Raw genomic sequence first — 16,445 nt, 5'->3', positions numbered from 1 at the left:
CACGTGTCCTAAGGGTCAGAGTGTCGCGCAACGGGCGGCCCGGAGCTGACGGGCAGTGCCGGACCACAGGCTAGGCCGATTGATCATCAAATGCGATGAATGCCTTGCGGTGTGTCGCTATGTCGGAAAATCCGGCGACACCCGGCCCGCCCTCCCGCACACGGCGGAAAAGGCGGACCGGGCAGCCGTCGAACCTCCGTCGGGCCGGCCGTCAGTGACGGCGGGTGCGCCGCCTCCGACCGCCGAGCACCCGGCGCGCCAACAGCCCGAAGCCCGCCGCGATCAGCAGCGCCCCACAGGCCAGACCGCGCCACCCGGTCGCCGCCGCCCGACGCTCGACCGCCGCCACCCCGCCCGGCGGCGGCGGCGCGGCCAACGTCCGCTCCCGGACGGCCTCGTCCGCCGCCGCCGCACCGGACGACGCGGCCGAGGCTGCTGTGGTGTCCGTGGTGGCCGTGGTGTCCGACGGCGTGAGCAGGACCGTCGCATCGGCCGCGGCCGGCTCCGGGGTCGGGCTCGACACCTCGGCCGGCGGCGCCGCCTCGGCCGGCGTGGGGCTCGCCGACGGCGTGCCCGTCGCCGCGGGCACCTGGCGCTCCGGCGCGCCCTCCGACGTCGCGGGGCGGGCCGCGAAGACGGACTGATCGGTCGTCACCACCTCTTCCAGGAAGGGCGGCAACGGCACCTCCAGCTCGTCCGGCTCCTGCACCGCGGGGGCGGTCGGGGCGGACGGCCTCCGGCTCTCGGTCGGCACCACGACCGGCAGCACCGAGGGCACCGCACTCGCCGGGGCCGACACCGGGGCGGAGGCTGCGGCCGAGACGGAGGCGGCGGCGGAGGCGGACGGGCCGGTCGCGGCCGGGCTCTGGGCCGACGGCGCGGACGGCACGGACGGTGTGCCCGTCGGGGCCGGTGCGCTCGGCCGGACCGTGGTGGCCGCGGAGGTCGGTGAGGAGGTGGCGGACGGGACCGGTGCGCTCGGCGACGCCGTCGGGGCGGGCGTCGTCGGGGCGGTGCTGCCGCTGCCGGCCGGTGCGCCGGGCACCCGGACCGCGACCGGGTCGCCCGCCGTGCCGTTGCCCGCCGGGTCGGTGGCGGTGGCGATCAGCGTGACGTCACCGCCCGTCAGGTCGTGGGTGGCGGTGCAGGACCAGCTCCCGTCGGCCGCCGTGACGGCGCTGCACACGGTGGCGCGTTCGCCGCGGCTCTGCCCGGCGGTGACGGTGACGGTGGTGCCGGGCTCGGCGCGGCCGCTGATCACCGGCCGGGCGGTGTGCAGGAGTTCACCCGCGACCGGCGCGACGAGCTGCGGCTTGTCGGGCGCGGCGGTGTCCACCGTCAGCCCGACGGTCTTGCCGTCGGAGCGGTTGCCGGCCGCGTCGCGGGCGTGCGGGGTGAGCCGGTGGTCGCCGTCGGGCAGGTTCTCCACCGGCAGGCAGGACCAACTGCCGTCGGCGGCGACGCCGGTGGAGCACAGGTCGATGTCCTCCGCCCCGCCGTCCGTGGAGACCGTGACGGTGGAGCCCGGCTCGCCGAGGCCGGTGACCAGCAGCCCCGGGTCGTTGCTGTAGGCGGGCAGGGTGAGGACCGGAGCGGTCGGGGCGGCGGTCTTGACGGTCAGCCGGAACGGATCGCCGTGCAGCACGCCGCCGCGGCCGGTCTCCGCCAGCACCAGGGTGTGGGCGCCCTCGCCGAGCGCGCCCTCGGGGCGGCAGTTCCAGCCGCCGTCGTTGCCGACCTGCGCGGTGCACAGCGCGGAGCCGTTCTCCTGGACGGCGATGCCCGCCCCGGCGAGTGCGCCGTCGCCGCGGAACTCCGGGCGCACCTCGCCCGTGACGGTGCCCGGGATGGGCAGCGCGATCTCCGGCCCGGGGGCGGCGGGGACGACCGTCACCGCGACGCGCTGGTCGACGACCTGCCCGGAGTCGGCGAAGCCGTCGGCGGTGGCGAGTTGGGAGCCGCTGCGGGCCAGCCGCAGCCGGACCCAGGTGTCGCCGCTCGCCGCGTCGGACGGGACCTGCCACTCCAGCGCGGCGCTGCGCGCCCCCGCCGGGACCTCGGCCTGCACCCGCTCCTCGGGGTCGAACCGCCCGTTGTGGTCGAAGTCGATCCAGCCGGCCAGGACCGCGGGGCCGCCGCCCGCGCTGACCGGCACCTCCGCCCGGTAGGTGTTCCCGGCGGTGGTCTCGGCCGGGAACGTGAGGCTCGGGTCGGCCCCCCGGTAGTCCGCCCGGCCGGGCCGGGGCCGGGGCTGCGCCGGGTTGGCCCAGGGGCTGCGGCGGCTCGCCCCACCGTCGGTCTCCACGCTCGGCGCGAGCGGGCCGGCCTCGGCGGCGGGCGGCCCGGACCCGGCCGGGCCGGGCAGCAGCGGCTGCTCGACGGACTGGGCCAGGTCGGGCCGGGTGCGGGTGGCGGACGGGGCGGCGTCCTGACCGAGGAACAGGTCGGAGACCAGGTGGGAGGCGTTGCCGTAGTCCTGCGGGGCGCTGCCCAGGCCCTCGTCCAGGGTGACCGTCCAGGCCGGGCGGAGGGCCTCGGGCGGGGTGGTGGAGCCGTCCCGCGCGGTGGAGCGGCGGTCGACGCGCAGATCGACGGTGCTGACGGTGCCGGTCAGTTCGAGGGTGCCGGTGCCGTCGGCGTCGCCGTCGCGGGCGCCGCCCTCGGCGGGGGCGAGTTCGGCGGGGCCGACCGTCCAGCCGGCCCAGGCAGTGCGGCCGGCCAGGGCGGGCGCGGCCGGGCTGCCGCCGGCGACCGTCAGCCGGGTGCTGGTGCCGGTGGTGCCGGCCTTGCCGGTGGCCAGCCCCGTCAGGCCGCTGACGTGCAGGCGGGGGTTGCGCACCGGGTGGGAGAAGGAGAGCCGCAGAGTGCCGAGCGGGTGCCAGGAGCCGTCCGCGTGCGGATGTTCCTCCGTGGCGCGGAAGGTCTCGGCCGGGTCGCCGGGGCGGATGCCGTCGCTGTAGGCGGCACCGGCCGCCCGGTCGGCGAGCTTGCCGGGCGCGGCCTCGACGCCCACCCCGGGGGCGGCCTCCCAGTCGAACTGGACGGCCAGCCCGGACGGCAGCTGGGCGCGCCGCTCGGCGGACCAGCTGTCGGGAGACTGCTGGGCGACCGCCGGCGGGGTGCCGAGGCCGGTGAGCAGCCCGGTGGCGATCAGGGCGGTGGTGGTCCGGCCGATCCGGGGTCCGGGCCGGTCACGGTCGGCCGGGCGGGCGTCGGGGGCCGGGGCCCGGTGGAGGAACTGTCGGCACATCCGGCTCTCCTCTCGGTATCTTCGTCCGCCGAATTCGCGGTCCGATGCCATGCCCCGAATGGTCATGACGATCGGACAAAAGGGAATCACGATCTGGTTTCGGTCATACCGCGACACCGGGTCAATTCGCTCGACACCACCCGATCGGCGGCCACTCGTTCGGCAGCATGGGGATACCCGCTGAGCAGGGCGTCAACTCGCCCGAGCAGGCATCAATCGGACGTCGGCGTCGAGCACTTGACGGTCCGTCAGGCCTACCGGCCGGAATTGATGTGTTTATCAGTAGATTCGACAGGTGCGTTCATTGATTCCACGCGCACCAATAGCGGCTCCGCCGCGGTCCGGCCCTGCGGCAGCGATGCCACCGCGCAGTTCTCCGCCCATTTGTTCGAGCACGATCCGGATCTCCGCAAGCTCGCCGCCCGCGACGCGCCCCGGACCGACCGGACCGACCGGACCGGGCTCGGGCCGCCGGCAGAACGACGAAGGCCCCGGGTGGAAACCCGGGGCCTTCGGCTGGTGCGCTCAGCAGGATTCGAACCTGCAACCTCTTGATCCGTAGTCAAGTGCTCTATCCGTTGAGCTATGAGCGCTCGGACGGCCCCTTGCGGAGCCGCGAGCGGAGATTGGTGCGCTCAGCAGGATTCGAACCTGCAACCTCTTGATCCGTAGTCAAGTGCTCTATCCGTTGAGCTATGAGCGCTCGCCCCGTCGGCCTTGGCCTCTTGGGCGGTGCGGGGACAACATTACATGACCGGCGACCTGGGGCGAAATCGATTGCCGTCGGCCCCGTCAAGGCCGCCACGGGGGCCGCCGGACGAACAGTCGCCGACAACGAAGGAGCCCCGTCGGTCTGTGACCGACGGGGCTCCCGGTGAGGCGGAGGCGGAGGGATTTGAACCCTCGATGGACGGTAAAGCCCAAACCGCATTAGCAGTGCGGCGCCATAGACCGGACTAGGCGACGCCTCCAACACCCGGACTGCGACCGGGACTCCGGCGCACTCCGTGCGACTGCGATGATGCCACAGCCGAAGGCTCCGGCACCAACCACCACAACGATACTGGCCGGGTCGTCCACGGCGCAAAGAAGAATGAGATACTCCAGTCTCCGAGGAGAGCCAGAGCCGCCCGTCGAAGCGGCGGCCTGAAGGCGTGAGGAGACCTGTCGACGTGAGCAGCAGGCCGACCCGAGGCGCTGCTCGCCTCGCCGCGATACTCGACGCACTGCCCGATCCGTTGCTGCTGGTGAACTCCAACGGCACGGTGGTCGACGTCAACAAGGCCGCCGTGGAGAGCCTGCAGGCCCCCGGCACCTCGTTGGTCGGACGGGGAGTGCTGGACCTGCTGCCGGAGTTCGACCCCAGCCGAATCCCCGGTTCGATGCGGCCCCCGGCGAGCGAGACCCAGAGCCTGGAACTACCGGTCCGGATGACCGCCCGACGCACCGACGGCACCACCTTCGCCGTCGAGGTGTCCGGCAACGACTTCACCGACGAGGGCGGCGGGGAGGCGCACGGGTTCCTGTCCTTCACCACGACCGACCAGGACCTGCTGCTGCTCCTGGTCCGCGACCTGTCGACCCGCCTCGGCGTGGAGTCGGAACTCCGGCGCCAGCACAAACAGACCGAGATGATCCTGCGCGCCGCCGCCGAGGGCGTCCTCGGCGTCGACCTGGAGGGCCGCGTGGTGCTGGTCAACCCGGCCGCCGCGCACATCCTCGACTTCCGGGCCAGCGAGCTCGGCGGGCGCGAACTGCACCCGCTGATCCAGCACTCGCAGCCCGACGGCAGCCCGCTGGCCGCCGAGAGCTCGGCGCTGAACGACACCCTGCACTCCGGCCGCAAGCACCGGATCCGCAACACCGTGCTGTGGCGCAAGGACGGCAGCCCCGTCACCGTCGACCTGACCACCGCACCGGTCCGGGACGGCGAACAACTCGTCGGCGCCGTCATGACGTTCACCGACCGCACCCACGAACTCGCCCTCACCGCACGCAACGAGCACCTCACCGCCGTGCTGGAGTCCGAACTCGGCGGCGCGCTCGGCGCCCTGCACCGGCGGATCGACTCGCTCGCCGCCGACCCCGCGGGACAGCTCTGGCCGGAGGCCAACTGGACGCTGCGCCGACTCGCCGACGAGTGCCGCCGGTTCGGCCGGCTGATCGAGGGCGTGCTGGAGCACCAGCGCTTCGAGGCCGCCGCCGACCGCGGCAAGGCCGCGCTGGACCGCGAACGCGTCGGCCTGGACGAGGTCGTGCAGCTCGCCGTCGACCGGGCCGGCGAACTGGTCGGCCCCGGCCGGGTCCGCTACTCGGTGCACGCCGCCGCCGTGAAGGTGCTCGCCGACCGCGAACGCCTCGCCCAGGCGCTCGCCCACCTGGTCGCCGACGTCAGCGGCGTCACCCCCGTGCCCGAACCCACCCGCGCGGAGGACGAATCCGCCACCACCGGCGGCGCCTTCGCCGGCCCCGCGCCCGACCCCGGGCAGCCGCCGATGGTGGTGCTGGCCGCCGCCCAGCGCGGACAGGTCGCCCGGATCGAGGTGCGCGGCCCCGCGCAGACCGCCAGCGCCGTCCACCTGCCGATCGCCCGCGCCGCCGTCCAGCGGCACGGCGGCGTCCTGCAGCGGCACGACCTGCCCGGCGGCGCCGGAGCCACCTACGTGGTCGAACTGCCGCTCGACCCCGACGGCGGCGACGGCGGCACGCCCGACAAGCAGCAGCACGTCCCCAAGGACTCCGACACCGCGATGCTGCCCGACCTCCCCGGGCAGCCCGCCTCGCCCGAGGCGGCCCCCGCGGACGACGACGGGCCGTCAGAGCCCGAACCGGCCGAGGAGGACGCCCCGGCCGCCCGGGCCGACGACACCCAGGGCTCCGGCCGACGCCGGGCCCGCCCGGCCCGCGAGGGGGGCGCACGGCCCGAACAGGCCGCCCCCGGCGCGCCGATCGCGCTCGGGCCCGGCCCGTCCGCCGACGAGCCCGCCGAGCAGCCCGTCACCGCCGAACCGCCCGCCCCCACCGGGCGGCGGGCCCGCCGGGCCACGCCGATCGACTCCGGCGACAGCTCGCCGGCCCTCCACCTGCCCGGCATCCCGGACGCCGGCGCGGCCGTCTACCCCGGCCTGGAGAACGCGCTGCCCGCCGGCCCCCCGGAACCCGTCGCCCCGCCGACCCGGCCCACCGGGCGGCGACGCCGACTGGCCCTGCCCGCCGACACCGCGGAGAGCGCGGAAGAGGTGACGACGGTCCTGCCGCCCGTCCCCGCCGCCGATCCCGAGCCGTCCACCGCGCTGGAGGTCGCCCGGCCCGCCGCGCCGGCCGTTCCCCCGATGCCGCCCACGCCGCCGGCCCCGGCCGAGGGCGGGCAGCCGCAGCCCGTCGGCAGCGGACTGGGCGAACTCGTCCCGCCGCGGCCGCTGGGCGGCTTCCCCGGCCAGCTCCCGGCCCCCGGAACGCCCCAGCAGGCCGAACCGGCCGGCCCGGCCCCGGCAGCCGTCAACGGGCAGGCGCTGCCCGCCGGTTCGGGCGACGGCGGCGGCGCGCTGGCGCTGCCCGCCGGGCCCGGCGCCGTCGAGGGGCGCACGCCGCCCCGGCCGATCGCCGAACTGGCCCCCGCCAAGGAGCCCGCGTTCGACGGCCCGCGCCCGCTGCTGGTGTGGCCCGAACCCGACCCGTCCACCCACAGCGCGCTCCAGAACCGCGGCTTCCGGCCGGTCGTCGTCGCCTCCCGCGAAGAGGTCGACGCGCAGGTCCCGCAGACCCCCGCCGCGCTCTTCGTCGACCCGCTGACCGGACCGATCACCCGCACCGCCCTGCAGGCGCTGCGCACCGCCGCACTGGCCGGACGGATCCCCGTGCTGCTGGCCGCCGGGCTCGGCCAGGCCACCCGGGACGCCGCCTACGGGGCCGACCCCGCCGTGCTGCTGCGGGCCCTCGCCCCCCGCGACAGCGAGAACCACGCCGCCCGGGTCCTGCTGGTCGAGTCCGACCCGGAGGTCGCCGCCGCCCTCGTCGCCAGCCTGGAACGGCGCGGCATGCAGGTCGAACACGCCACCGACGAGAACGAGGCGGTGGCCCGGGCCAGCAGCATCCAGCCCAACCTGGTGGTGCTCGACCTCGCCCGCATCGAACAGCGCAACCGCGGCCTGCTGGACTGGCTGCGCGCCAACGACCGCCTGCACCGCACCCCGCTGGTGGTGTACACCTCGGCCGACCTCGACCCGCAGGCCCGCGCCGGGCTCCGCACCGGCGCGAACGTGCTGTTCCTCGCCGAGCGCTCCACCACCGACGAGGTGCAGCGCCGGATCGTCGAACTGCTCGCCCGGGTCGGCGCGTTGGGACAGGTGGCGACGGCCGCCTCGTTCTGAGGCCCGCTCACCCCGCGCACTCGGCCCCGCGCACTCGGCCCCGCCCGCTCGGCCCCGCCCGCTCACCCCGGCGGATCGGCCTGCGGCAGGCGGGCCACCAGGCGGGCGCCGGTGCGGGCGGGCTCGGCGGCCAGGGTGCCGCCGTGGTGCCCGGCGAGGTCCCGGGCGATGGCCAGCCCCAGTCCGGCGCCGCCGAGTTCGCGGCTGCGGGCGTCGTCGAGCCGGGTGAAGCGCTCGAACACCCGCTCCCGGTCGGCCGCCGGGATGCCCGGCCCGTCGTCGCCCACCTCCAGCACCACCAGGCCCTGCTGCACGGCGAGTCGGATCTCCACCCGGCTCGCGGCGTAGCGCTGCGCGTTGTCGACCAGGTTGGTGAGCAGCCTGGTCAGCCAGGTGCGGTTGCCCAGCACCCAGGCGTCGTCGGCGAGTCGGGCGGCGACCGGGATCCGGTCGGCGGTGCGGGCGGCCAGGGCGGCGGTGAACACGTCGGCCAGGTCGAGGAGTTCGACGGCGACCGGGTCGGCGGCGTCCAGCCGGGCGAGCAGCAGCAGGTCAGCGGCCAGGTCCTGCAGCCGGACGGTGTCCTCGACGGCGTCGGCGAGCAGTTCGGGCCACAGCTCCGGGTCCGGGTGGGCCAGCGCCACCTCCAGCTGGGTGCGCAGCACCGCGATGGGACTGCGCAGTTCGTGCGAGGCGTCGGCGATGAAGCGGCGCTGGCGCAGGCCGGCGTCCTCCAGCCGGTCCAGCGTGGCGTTGACGGTGACGGCCAGCCGGGCCACCTCGTCGCCGGTCGGCGGGACCGGCACCCGGCGGTGCAGGTCGCGGTCGGTGATCTCGGCGACCTCGGCCCGGATCGCCTCCACCGGGCGCAGCGCCCGGCCGGTGACGCCCCAGGTGACGGCCGCGACCAGCAGCACCAGCGCCGGGACGCCGACGGCCAGCGCGGTGCTCGTGGTGTCCTGGGCGGCGTCCAGGTCGCGCAGCGAGACGGCCGCGTGCACGGTGAGCGGCCCGTCCGGGCCGGTGACGGACAGCGAGATCACCGGGAGGCGGCGGTCCGAGATCCGCGCGCCCACCAGCAGCTGGTCGCCGGGCGGGTGCCGGTCGCCGTCCGGACCGGGGACGGCCTTGAACGGGACGTTCGGGGCGGGGACGTTCGGGGCGGGGACGTTCGGGGCGGGGACGCTCGGGGCGGGGACGCTCGGGGCGGGGACGCTCGGGGCGGGGACGTTCGGGGCGGGGACGTTCGGGGCGGGGACGCTCGGGGCGGGGACGCTCGGGGCGGGGACGCTCGGGGCGGGGACGCTCGGGGCGGGGACGCTCGGGGCGGGGACGCTCGGGGTCGGGACGTTCGGGGTCGGGACGCTCGGGACGGGCGGCGGTGCGTACGGGCGGGCCAGCAGGTCCGGGGTGGCGGCGACCGGGGTCCCGTCGGAGCCGAGCACCCAGACGGAGACGCCGCCGCGCGGGGCGAGGACCGACGGCAGGTGTTCGCGGGACGCCGACTCGACCACCTTGCCGGCCTGTTCGATCGCGGCGTTCCGGGCGGCGCGGACCAGGTTGGTGTGCAGCACGGCGAGCAGCGCGAACGAGCTGGCGCCCAACGCGAGCGTCACCACGGCGGTGGCGGCGAAGGTGGCCCGGGCGCGGACCGAGCGCGGCAGGAACCGGCGCAGGCGGCGCAGGCGGCGCAGGCTGTGCAGCCGGAGGCGGTGGGGGCATCGTGGGCTGCGGGGGCGGTCAACCACCGTCCACCGCCAGCCGGTAGCCCGCGCCGCGGACGGTGCCGACGGCGCTGCGGCCGAACGGGGCGTCGATCTTGCGGCGCAGGGCGCTGATGTGGACCTCGACGATGTTCGGGTCGCCGTCGTAGGCCGAGTCCCAGACGTTCTCCAGGATCTCCCGCTTGGAGACCACCCCGCCGGCCGCCCGGGCCAGGCACTCCAGGACCGCGAACTCCCGGGTGGTGAGCCGCACTTCGCCGCCCTCGCGGGTGCAGATGCGGCGGGCCGGGTCGATCGCCAGATCGCCGAACTCCAGGGTCTGCGGCAGGCGTCGGCCGGTCCGCCGGACCAGGGCGCGCAGCCGGGCCACCAGCACCACGTAGGAGAACGGCTTGGAGAGGAAGTCGTCGGCGCCGGTGTCCAGCGCCTCGGCCTCGTCGAGTTCGCCGTCCTTGGCGGTGAGCATCAGGATCGGGGTGTCGTCGCCGGCCGCGCGCAGCCGGGCGCAGATCCGGTAGCCGTTCAGGCGGGGCAGCATGATGTCGAGCACGATCACGTCGTAGTCGTGCTCGGTGGCCAGCCAGAGGCCGTCCTCGCCGTCGTGGGCGATGTCGACGGCGAACCCCTCGGCCCGCAGGCCGCGTTGCAGTGCGGCGGCGAGCCGCCGTTCGTCCTCGACCACCAGTACGCGCATGGGGACCAGCGTGGCAGGCGTCCGGGCGGGTGGCGGGGGCGGCTTCAGCTTGGCTTCAGGCGGGTGGCGGCATGCTGGGCGCCCCGGCCGGCGGACTGGTCCCGGCCGGGGTCGTCGAGGGGAAGTGGTGGGCAGATGTCCGAGCCGCAGTCGGAGCCGTTCGAGTCCGAGGCCGAGGTCGAGAGGGAGAAGGCGGCCCGTCGGCGCCGGTTCCGGCTGCCGAAGCGGCGGGGTGGCCGGTGGGCGCTGGGCGCGGCGGTCGCGGTGGTGCTCGGGGTCGGCGCGGTCACCGTCGGGGCGGCTCTGCACCACCCGGAGCACTCGCGGCCGATGTGGGACCGGACGCTCGCCCAGCCGATGCCGGGTGCGCCCGAGGCGCCCTGGGCTCCGGGGGCGCACAAGGACGGCCGGAACGACGGCCGGAACGACGAGCGGAAGGGCGGCGGGAAGGCGACGCGCCGCGACGGGGCCGTCCAGCCGGGCGGTCGGGCGGCGCAGCTCGCGCCGGCCGCGCTGCCGACCGTGCCCGCCGACCAGGCGCTGACCAAGGCGGTCGGCGCGGTGCCCGGCGGCAAGGCGGACGCCCTGTCGGTGGTCGGCCGGGAGGGCGGCGGCAGCTCGTGGGCGGTCGAGGTGCTCGGCACCGACGGGGTCCGCCACCTGGTGACGGTGGACGGCGCCGACGGGTCGATCACCGGCAACACCACCGTGAACGGCCGCTGACCGCACGGAAAGGGGCCCGCCGCGAGTGGTCGCGGCGGGCCCCTTTCCGTGCGGTCAGTGATAGGCGTGCACGACGGCGTGGCCGAGTCCGCGGCCGATCAGCCAGCGGTTGACCGGCACGGTGACGACGAACGCCAGCACCAGCGAGGCGGCCAGCGACACCCAGAACAGCAGCTGCCCCAGTCCGACGTTCATCGCGCCCGGGACGGCGACCATCACGCCGTTGTCGATCAGCTCCATGACGAGGATCGACACGGTGTCGGCGGCCAGCGCGACCTTCGCCGCCGCACGGACGCTCAGGCCGGCCTTCAGCACGCCGCGGGCGGTCAGCGCGTAGCCGAAGACGAACGCCAGGGCGATCGACAGCGCCACGGTCGCGCCGTTGTGCAGGCCGAAGCCGACGCCGATCACCTGGCCGAGGATCTCGCCGATGGCGCAGCCGGTGAGGCAGTGCAGCGTCGCCTGCGCGGCGGTGCGCCAGCTGCTGCCGCCGCCGTGGGCGTGGTGTCCGTGCTGGCCGGCGTGCGCGTGCTCGCGGTGGCCGCTGTGGTCACCGTGCTCGCTGTGCTGCGCGTGCCGGTCCCGGTGTCCGACATGGTGCTCGTGCCCGGAGTGGTGCCCGTGGTTCCCGTGGTGCTGGTGGCCCTGGTGCCCCTCGTGGCCCGGATGCTCGGTGTGCTCCATGGTCGGCCCCTCCTGGTCCGGTGCGTTCCGGTCAGCCCGAACGATATACCCCCCAGGGGTATTCCACCAGGCTTCTCGGAGCGCCCCGGGGAGGGGCCGTCCGGGGTCATCCCTTGCCGATCACCTTCACGTCCAGCCGGTCGGCGGCGTAGTCGGCGCGGATCACCTTCTTGTCGAACTTGCCCACCGAGGTCTTCGGCACCGCCTCGATCAGCGACCAGCGCTCCGGCAGCTGCCAGGAGGCGACCCGCTCGGCCAGGAAGGCCCGCAGCTCGGGCAGGCCGACGGTGGCACCGGGCCGCAGCACCACGGTGGCCAGCGGGCGCTCGCCCCACTTCTCGTCCGGGACGGCCACCACGGCGGCCTCGGCCACCTCGGGGTGGGCCATCAGGTGGTTCTCCAGGGCCTGCGAACTGATCCACTCCCCACCGGACTTGATCACGTCCTTGGCCCGGTCGGTGAGGGTCAGGTAGCCGTTGGCGGTGATGGTGCCGACGTCGCCGGTGCGCAGCCAGCCGTCCGGGCTGAACTTGTCCTCGGGCCGGACCGCCTCGCCGTCCGCGCCGCCGAAGTACGCCCCGGCGATCCACGGGCCGCGCACCTCCAGCTCGCCCTCGGCGACGCCGTCGTGCGGCATCGGCTCGCCGCCGGGGCCGATCAGCCGGGCCTCCACGGAGGCGGGGAAGACGCCCTGGGTGACCCGGTAGGCCCACTCGTCCTCGCCGGTGACGCCGGCCGGCGGGTGGGCGACGGTGCCCAGCGGGGAGGTCTCGGTCATGCCCCAGGCGTGGATGACCCGGATCCCGTGCCGCTCCTCGAAGGCCTTCATCAGCACGGGCGGACAGGCCGAACCGCCGATCACCACGGTCTTCAGGGTGGAGGTGTCGTAGTCGCCGGCGTCCAGCTCGTCCAGCAGGCCGGTCCAGATGGTCGGGACGGCGGCGCCGAAGGTCGGCTTCACCTGGTCGATCATCTCGGCCAGCGGCTTGGGCTGCAGGAAGCGGTCCGGCATCAGCATGCTCGAACCGGTCATGAACGCCGCGTGCGGCATGCCCCAGGCATTGACGTGGAACATCGGCACCACCGGCAGCACGGTGTCGCGGGCGGTCAGGCCGAAGCTGTCGGCGGCGATGATCTGCATCGAGTGCAGGTAGATCGACCGGTGGCTGTACACCACGCCCTTGGGGTCGCCGGTGGTGCCCGAGGTGTAGCAGAGCGCGGCGGCCTGCTTCTCGTCGATGTCGGTCTGCCACGGGTAGTCGGTCGGGCGGCCGGCGATCAGCGCCTCGTAGTCGTGCACCGTCCCCTCGAAGCCCGCCAGCAGCGCCGGGTCGTACGGGCCGGCCACCACCACGTGCCGGACCACGTCGCCGAGCTGCGGAAGGACGGCGGCGAGCAGCGGCAGCACCGAGCCGTTGACGATCACCACCCGGTCCGCGGCGTGCCGGACGATGTACGCCAGCTGCTGGGCGGGCAGCCGCAGGTTCAGGGTGTGCAGCACCGCACCCATGGACGGTATCGCCAGGTACGCCTCCTGGTGCTCCGTGTTGTTCCACATCAGCGTCCCGACGGCCTCGCCGTCGGCGACCCGGAACTCCTCGCGGAGTGCGTGCGCGAGCTGCGCGGCGCGGGCGCCGATCTCGGCGAAGGTGCGCACGACCGGGCCGTTCTCGGTCCAGGTGGTGACCGTCGAACGGCCGTGGATGGTGGACCCGTGCTGCAGGATCCGGGCGACGGTGAGTGGAACGTCCTGCATCGTGCTGTACACCAGGGTCCTCCTTGACCGGCCGGCGGATTTATTACCCGCAGGTAGTAGGCGATGTCCTCGATTGTTTACTCGGCACACCCGCGCTGTCAGTAGCCGCAACCGAGATGAGACCGAGCCGTCGGCCGCCGATCTCCGCGCCGGATTTCACCTGATCCCCTACCCGCCGGCCGGGCCGCCGGACCGCCCGCCCGGCCCCCGCAGTGGCCCCGCGGCCATCCGCTCGCCATCCGACGGTAACCGTCTTTGACCAATAGCACTCCTTACGTCAAACTCGATCCCATGTCAGGCACCTCCCTCACCGTCGAAAGCACCACCGAGCTCCCGGCCATTGCCTCTGTTTCCAAGGTCACGGCTGGTTCCGGTCAGGCCCGGGCAAGTGGCATGCGACGACGGCTGGGCGGCATCCCGGCACCGGTGCTGTGCGTGGTCTCGATGGTGGCGGTGCAGCTCGGCGTGGCCGCGTCCAAGCCACTGTTCGGGGTGCTCGGAGTGGCCGGCGCCACCTTCCTGCGGATCTCCTTCGCCGCCGTCGTGCTGCTCGCCTTCACCCGCCCCCGGCTGCGCGGCCGCAGCCCGCGCGACCTGGCGATGGCCGGGCTGCTCGGCGTCGCGTCCGCCGGCATGACCCTGCTGTTCGCCGCGGCCGTCGACCGGTTGCCGATGGGCACCGCCGCCACCATCGAGTTCCTCGGCCCGCTCGCCGTCGCCCTGGTCTTCGCCCGGCGCGCCGGACACGTGCTGTGGGCGATGCTCGCCGCCGCCGGCGTGGTGCTGCTCACCCTGTTCGGCCACGGCGAGTCCGGCGCCCACCTGGACCCGGTCGGCCTGGCCTGCGCCTTCGGGGCGGCCGCCTGCTACGCCGGCTACATCCTGTTCACCGACAAGGTCGGCGCCGCCTTCCGCGGCTTCGAGGGCCTGGCGGTCTCGTTCACCGTCGGCATGGTGGTGCTCGCCCCGTTCGGCGCCGCCGAGGCGGTGCACGGCCTGGCCGGCTCCTCCTCCCCCGCCCTGCTGCTGCTCGCGATCGCGGGTGTCGCACTGCTCTTCCCGGTGCTGCCGTACGCGCTGGAGATGGTCGCGCTGCGCCGGATGTCCCAGCGGGTGTTCAGCGTGATCGTCAGCCTGGACCCGGCGGTCAGCGCGCTGGTCGGCCTGCTGGTGCTCGGCCAGGTGCTGGGGCTGCCGCAGCTGTTCGGCATCTTCTGCGTGGTCGCCGCCAGTGTCGGGGCCACGCTCACCGCCCGGAGGTAGACCCGCCGTCCGACACCCCTCGGGGGCGCGGTGCCGCTGTGCGGCTGCCGCGCCCCCGAGGGGTTTTCTGCTCGACCGTGCGCCCCGAGGCGGGTGACCCTTTCCACTCCCGGGTGCTCCGGCGGTCCGTGCTCCGGCCGGTCCGGCGCCCCCGCCGGTCCGGCCGCACGTTCCGCCGGAAGGTCAGTAGTGCGTCATAGATTCCTCCGTGCTGCTGACGTGCTGCTGGCGTGCTGCTGGTGGCCGCCGAGGAATAGATTTCCGCAACAAATCGACAAAACACCAGCACCGCCGAACCTTTTCCCCCGTTCGCGTGAGCAAAAGGCCCTGGGCGGCAACCGGAGTGGGGCCTGAGCCGGACCCTCGGAGCGGCACTGAGCTGGCCTTTTCTGTTGCTGCGGGCAGCCGCGAGCCCCGTCCGGGCGGGCCTCCGGACACGTGATTTCCGGCGCGTCGCACCACCCTTCGGGCGCGTGAACGAGGCGTCCGCGCCCCGCCGTGGTGCGGTGACCGTCGAATGTCGATTTTCGGGTGGAAGCTCAGCGGTGGCTTATGGGGTGGAAATCCGACCCCCATTCGGAATGATCCTCAGATCATCTTTCCCGGGTTGAGCAGGCCCAGCGGATCGAAGACCGCCTTGATCTGCCGCTGCAGCTCCAACCCGACCGGGCCGAGCTCCCGGGCCAGCCACTCGCGCTTCAGCAGACCGATGCCGTGCTCGCCCGTCACGGTGCCGCCCAGCTCCAGGCCGAGCGCCATGATCTCGTCGAAGGAGGCCCGGGCCCGCTCCGCCTGCTCCGGGTCCCGGGCGTCGAAGATCACCACCGGGTGGGTGTTGCCGTCACCGGCGTGCGCGACCACGCCGATGGTCAGCCGGTGCCGCTCGGCGATCTCGGCGACACCGTTCAGCATCGCGGCCAGCGCACTGCGCGGCACCGCCACGTCGTCGATCATCGTGGTGCCCATCCGCTCCAGCGCGGGCAGCGCCGACCGCCGTGCCTGGAGCAGCAGTTCGGACTCCGCCCGGTCCTCGGCCGGCACCACGCCGGTGGCCCCGGCGGCCGTGCACAGCTCGCCGACCGCGGCCAGCCGCTCCTGCTGGTCCGGCCCGTCGAAGGCCACCAGCAACAGCGCCCGGGTCGACTCCGGCAGCCCCATCTGCGTCATCTCGTTGACCGCGCGGACGGTGGTGGCGTCCATCAGCTCCATCAACGAGGGCGTGAACCCGGCGGCCATCACGTCGCACACCGCCCGCCCCGCGGCGTCCACCGAGTCGAACTCGGCCGCCAGCACCAACTGCGGGCCCGGCGCGGGCCGCAGCGCCAGCACCGCCTCGACCACCACGCCGAGGGTGCCCTCGGAGCCGACCAGCAGCCGCGTCAGGTCGTAGCCCGCGACGCCCTTGGCGGTGCGCCGGCCCGTCCGCAGCAGCCGGCCGTCGGCCAGCACCACGTCCAGGCCGAGCACGTACTCGCTGGTCACGCCGTACTTCACGCAGCACAGGCCGCCCGCGCCGGTGCCGATGTTGCCGCCGATCGTGCAGGACTCCCAGCTCGACGGGTCCGGCGGGTACGCCAGCTGCCGGGCCTCGGCCGCCCGGGACAGCTCGGCGTTCACCACGCCCGGCTGCACGATCGCGATCCGGTCGACCGGGTCCAGCAGCAGGATCCGGTTCATCCGGGTCAGCGAGAGCAGGATGCAGCCGTCGACGGCGTTCGCACCGCCGGACAACCCCGTCCGCGCGCCCTGCGGCACCACCGGCACCCGCAGCTCCGTCGCCGTCCGCATCACGAACTGCACCTGCTCGACCGTCTCCGGGAACACCAGCACCGCCGGCGCCCCCGCCTCGCAGAACCCCGCCATGTCCCGCGCGTACGAGCCCGTGACGTCCGGATCCACCGCGACGGCGCCGTCCGGCAGGCCCGCCCGCAACCGCTCGACCAACTCACCCACGACAACCTCCACTCGTCCCGCCCGCACT

Annotated in this window: 9 protein-coding genes and 3 tRNA genes; 3 read left to right on the top strand and 9 right to left on the bottom strand. The window is 74.8% G+C overall.

From position 1 onward, the window contains the following. Positions 1–211 precede the first annotated feature (211 nt). From ACFV4P_RS20535 to ACFV4P_RS20520, 4 genes are all read right to left on the bottom strand, one after another. Positions 212–3,250: an Ig-like domain-containing protein gene (locus tag ACFV4P_RS20535; protein ID WP_380473048.1), complete on the bottom strand. Its 3,039-nt coding sequence runs from the start codon at positions 3,248–3,250 to the stop codon at positions 212–214. Between the two features lie 517 nt (positions 3,251–3,767). After that, positions 3,768–3,843 (bottom strand) — tRNA-Arg (locus tag ACFV4P_RS20530). 34 nt (positions 3,844–3,877) lie between these two features. Then, positions 3,878–3,953, bottom strand: a tRNA-Arg gene (locus ACFV4P_RS20525). Positions 3,954–4,130: 177 nt separating this feature from the next. Continuing rightward, positions 4,131–4,221 (bottom strand) — tRNA-Ser (locus tag ACFV4P_RS20520). Between the two features lie 201 nt (positions 4,222–4,422). Here ACFV4P_RS20520 and ACFV4P_RS20515 point away from each other — a divergent pair. Next, positions 4,423–7,620, top strand: a complete 3,198-nt coding sequence (locus ACFV4P_RS20515; RefSeq protein ID WP_380473047.1) for a PAS domain-containing protein — start codon at positions 4,423–4,425, stop codon at positions 7,618–7,620. Positions 7,621–7,682: 62 nt separating this feature from the next. On the opposite strand, the gene ACFV4P_RS20510 is transcribed toward ACFV4P_RS20515, so the two are convergent. After that, positions 7,683–9,368: an ATP-binding protein gene (locus ACFV4P_RS20510; RefSeq protein ID WP_380473045.1), complete on the bottom strand. Its 1,686-nt coding sequence runs from the start codon at positions 9,366–9,368 to the stop codon at positions 7,683–7,685. After that, the gene (locus ACFV4P_RS20505) at positions 9,361–10,038 is read right to left on the bottom strand and encodes a response regulator transcription factor (protein ID WP_380473043.1); all 678 of its coding nucleotides are present in this window, start codon (positions 10,036–10,038) and stop codon (positions 9,361–9,363) included. The genes ACFV4P_RS20510 and ACFV4P_RS20505 overlap by 8 nt, the downstream gene beginning before the upstream one ends. 135 nt (positions 10,039–10,173) lie before the next feature. Here ACFV4P_RS20505 and ACFV4P_RS20500 point away from each other — a divergent pair, with 135 nt between their 5' ends. Further along, positions 10,174–10,761, top strand: coding sequence for a PepSY domain-containing protein (locus ACFV4P_RS20500; protein ID WP_380473041.1), 588 nt, complete (start codon positions 10,174–10,176; stop codon positions 10,759–10,761). Between the two features lie 54 nt (positions 10,762–10,815). Here the strand turns inward: ACFV4P_RS20500 and ACFV4P_RS20495 are convergent, their stop codons facing one another. Further along, positions 10,816–11,445 carry a DUF4396 domain-containing protein gene (locus ACFV4P_RS20495; RefSeq protein WP_380473040.1) on the bottom strand — a complete coding sequence of 210 codons (630 nt, stop codon included), beginning with the start codon at positions 11,443–11,445 and terminating at the stop codon, positions 10,816–10,818. Positions 11,446–11,551: 106 nt separating this feature from the next. After that, the gene (locus ACFV4P_RS20490) at positions 11,552–13,213 is read right to left on the bottom strand and encodes a long-chain fatty acid--CoA ligase (protein WP_380473038.1); all 1,662 of its coding nucleotides are present in this window, start codon (positions 13,211–13,213) and stop codon (positions 11,552–11,554) included. Between the two features lie 381 nt (positions 13,214–13,594). Between ACFV4P_RS20490 and ACFV4P_RS20485 the strand changes: the two genes are divergently transcribed. Beyond that, on the top strand, positions 13,595–14,464 hold the full coding sequence (locus ACFV4P_RS20485) for a DMT family transporter (RefSeq protein ID WP_380473036.1): 870 nt from the start codon (positions 13,595–13,597) through the stop codon (positions 14,462–14,464). A 588-nt stretch (positions 14,465–15,052) separates the two neighbouring features. On the opposite strand, the gene ACFV4P_RS20480 is transcribed toward ACFV4P_RS20485, so the two are convergent. After that, positions 15,053–16,417, bottom strand: a complete 1,365-nt coding sequence (locus tag ACFV4P_RS20480) for an FAD-binding oxidoreductase (RefSeq protein WP_380473034.1) — start codon at positions 16,415–16,417, stop codon at positions 15,053–15,055. Positions 16,418–16,445 lie beyond the last annotated feature (28 nt).

This window comes from Kitasatospora sp. NPDC059795 (genome assembly GCF_042732175.1).
GTDB lineage: Bacteria > Actinomycetota > Actinomycetes > Streptomycetales > Streptomycetaceae > Kitasatospora.
Note: the sequence above shows the minus strand (reverse complement) of the source record. Positions and strands in the feature narration are given on the sequence as shown.

Excerpts from the sequence above, each read along its gene's own strand:
- ACFV4P_RS20535 (WP_380473048.1), bottom strand. The coding sequence starts at position 3,250 with ATGTGCCGACAGTTCCTCCACCGGGCCCCGGCCCCCGACGCCCGCCCG.
- ACFV4P_RS20505 (WP_380473043.1), bottom strand. The coding sequence starts at position 10,038 with ATGCGCGTACTGGTGGTCGAGGACGAACGGCGGCTCGCCGCCGCACTG.
- ACFV4P_RS20500 (WP_380473041.1), top strand. The coding sequence starts at position 10,174 with ATGTCCGAGCCGCAGTCGGAGCCGTTCGAGTCCGAGGCCGAGGTCGAG.
- ACFV4P_RS20495 (WP_380473040.1), bottom strand. The coding sequence starts at position 11,445 with ATGGAGCACACCGAGCATCCGGGCCACGAGGGGCACCAGGGCCACCAG.
- ACFV4P_RS20485 (WP_380473036.1), top strand. The coding sequence starts at position 13,595 with ATGCGACGACGGCTGGGCGGCATCCCGGCACCGGTGCTGTGCGTGGTC.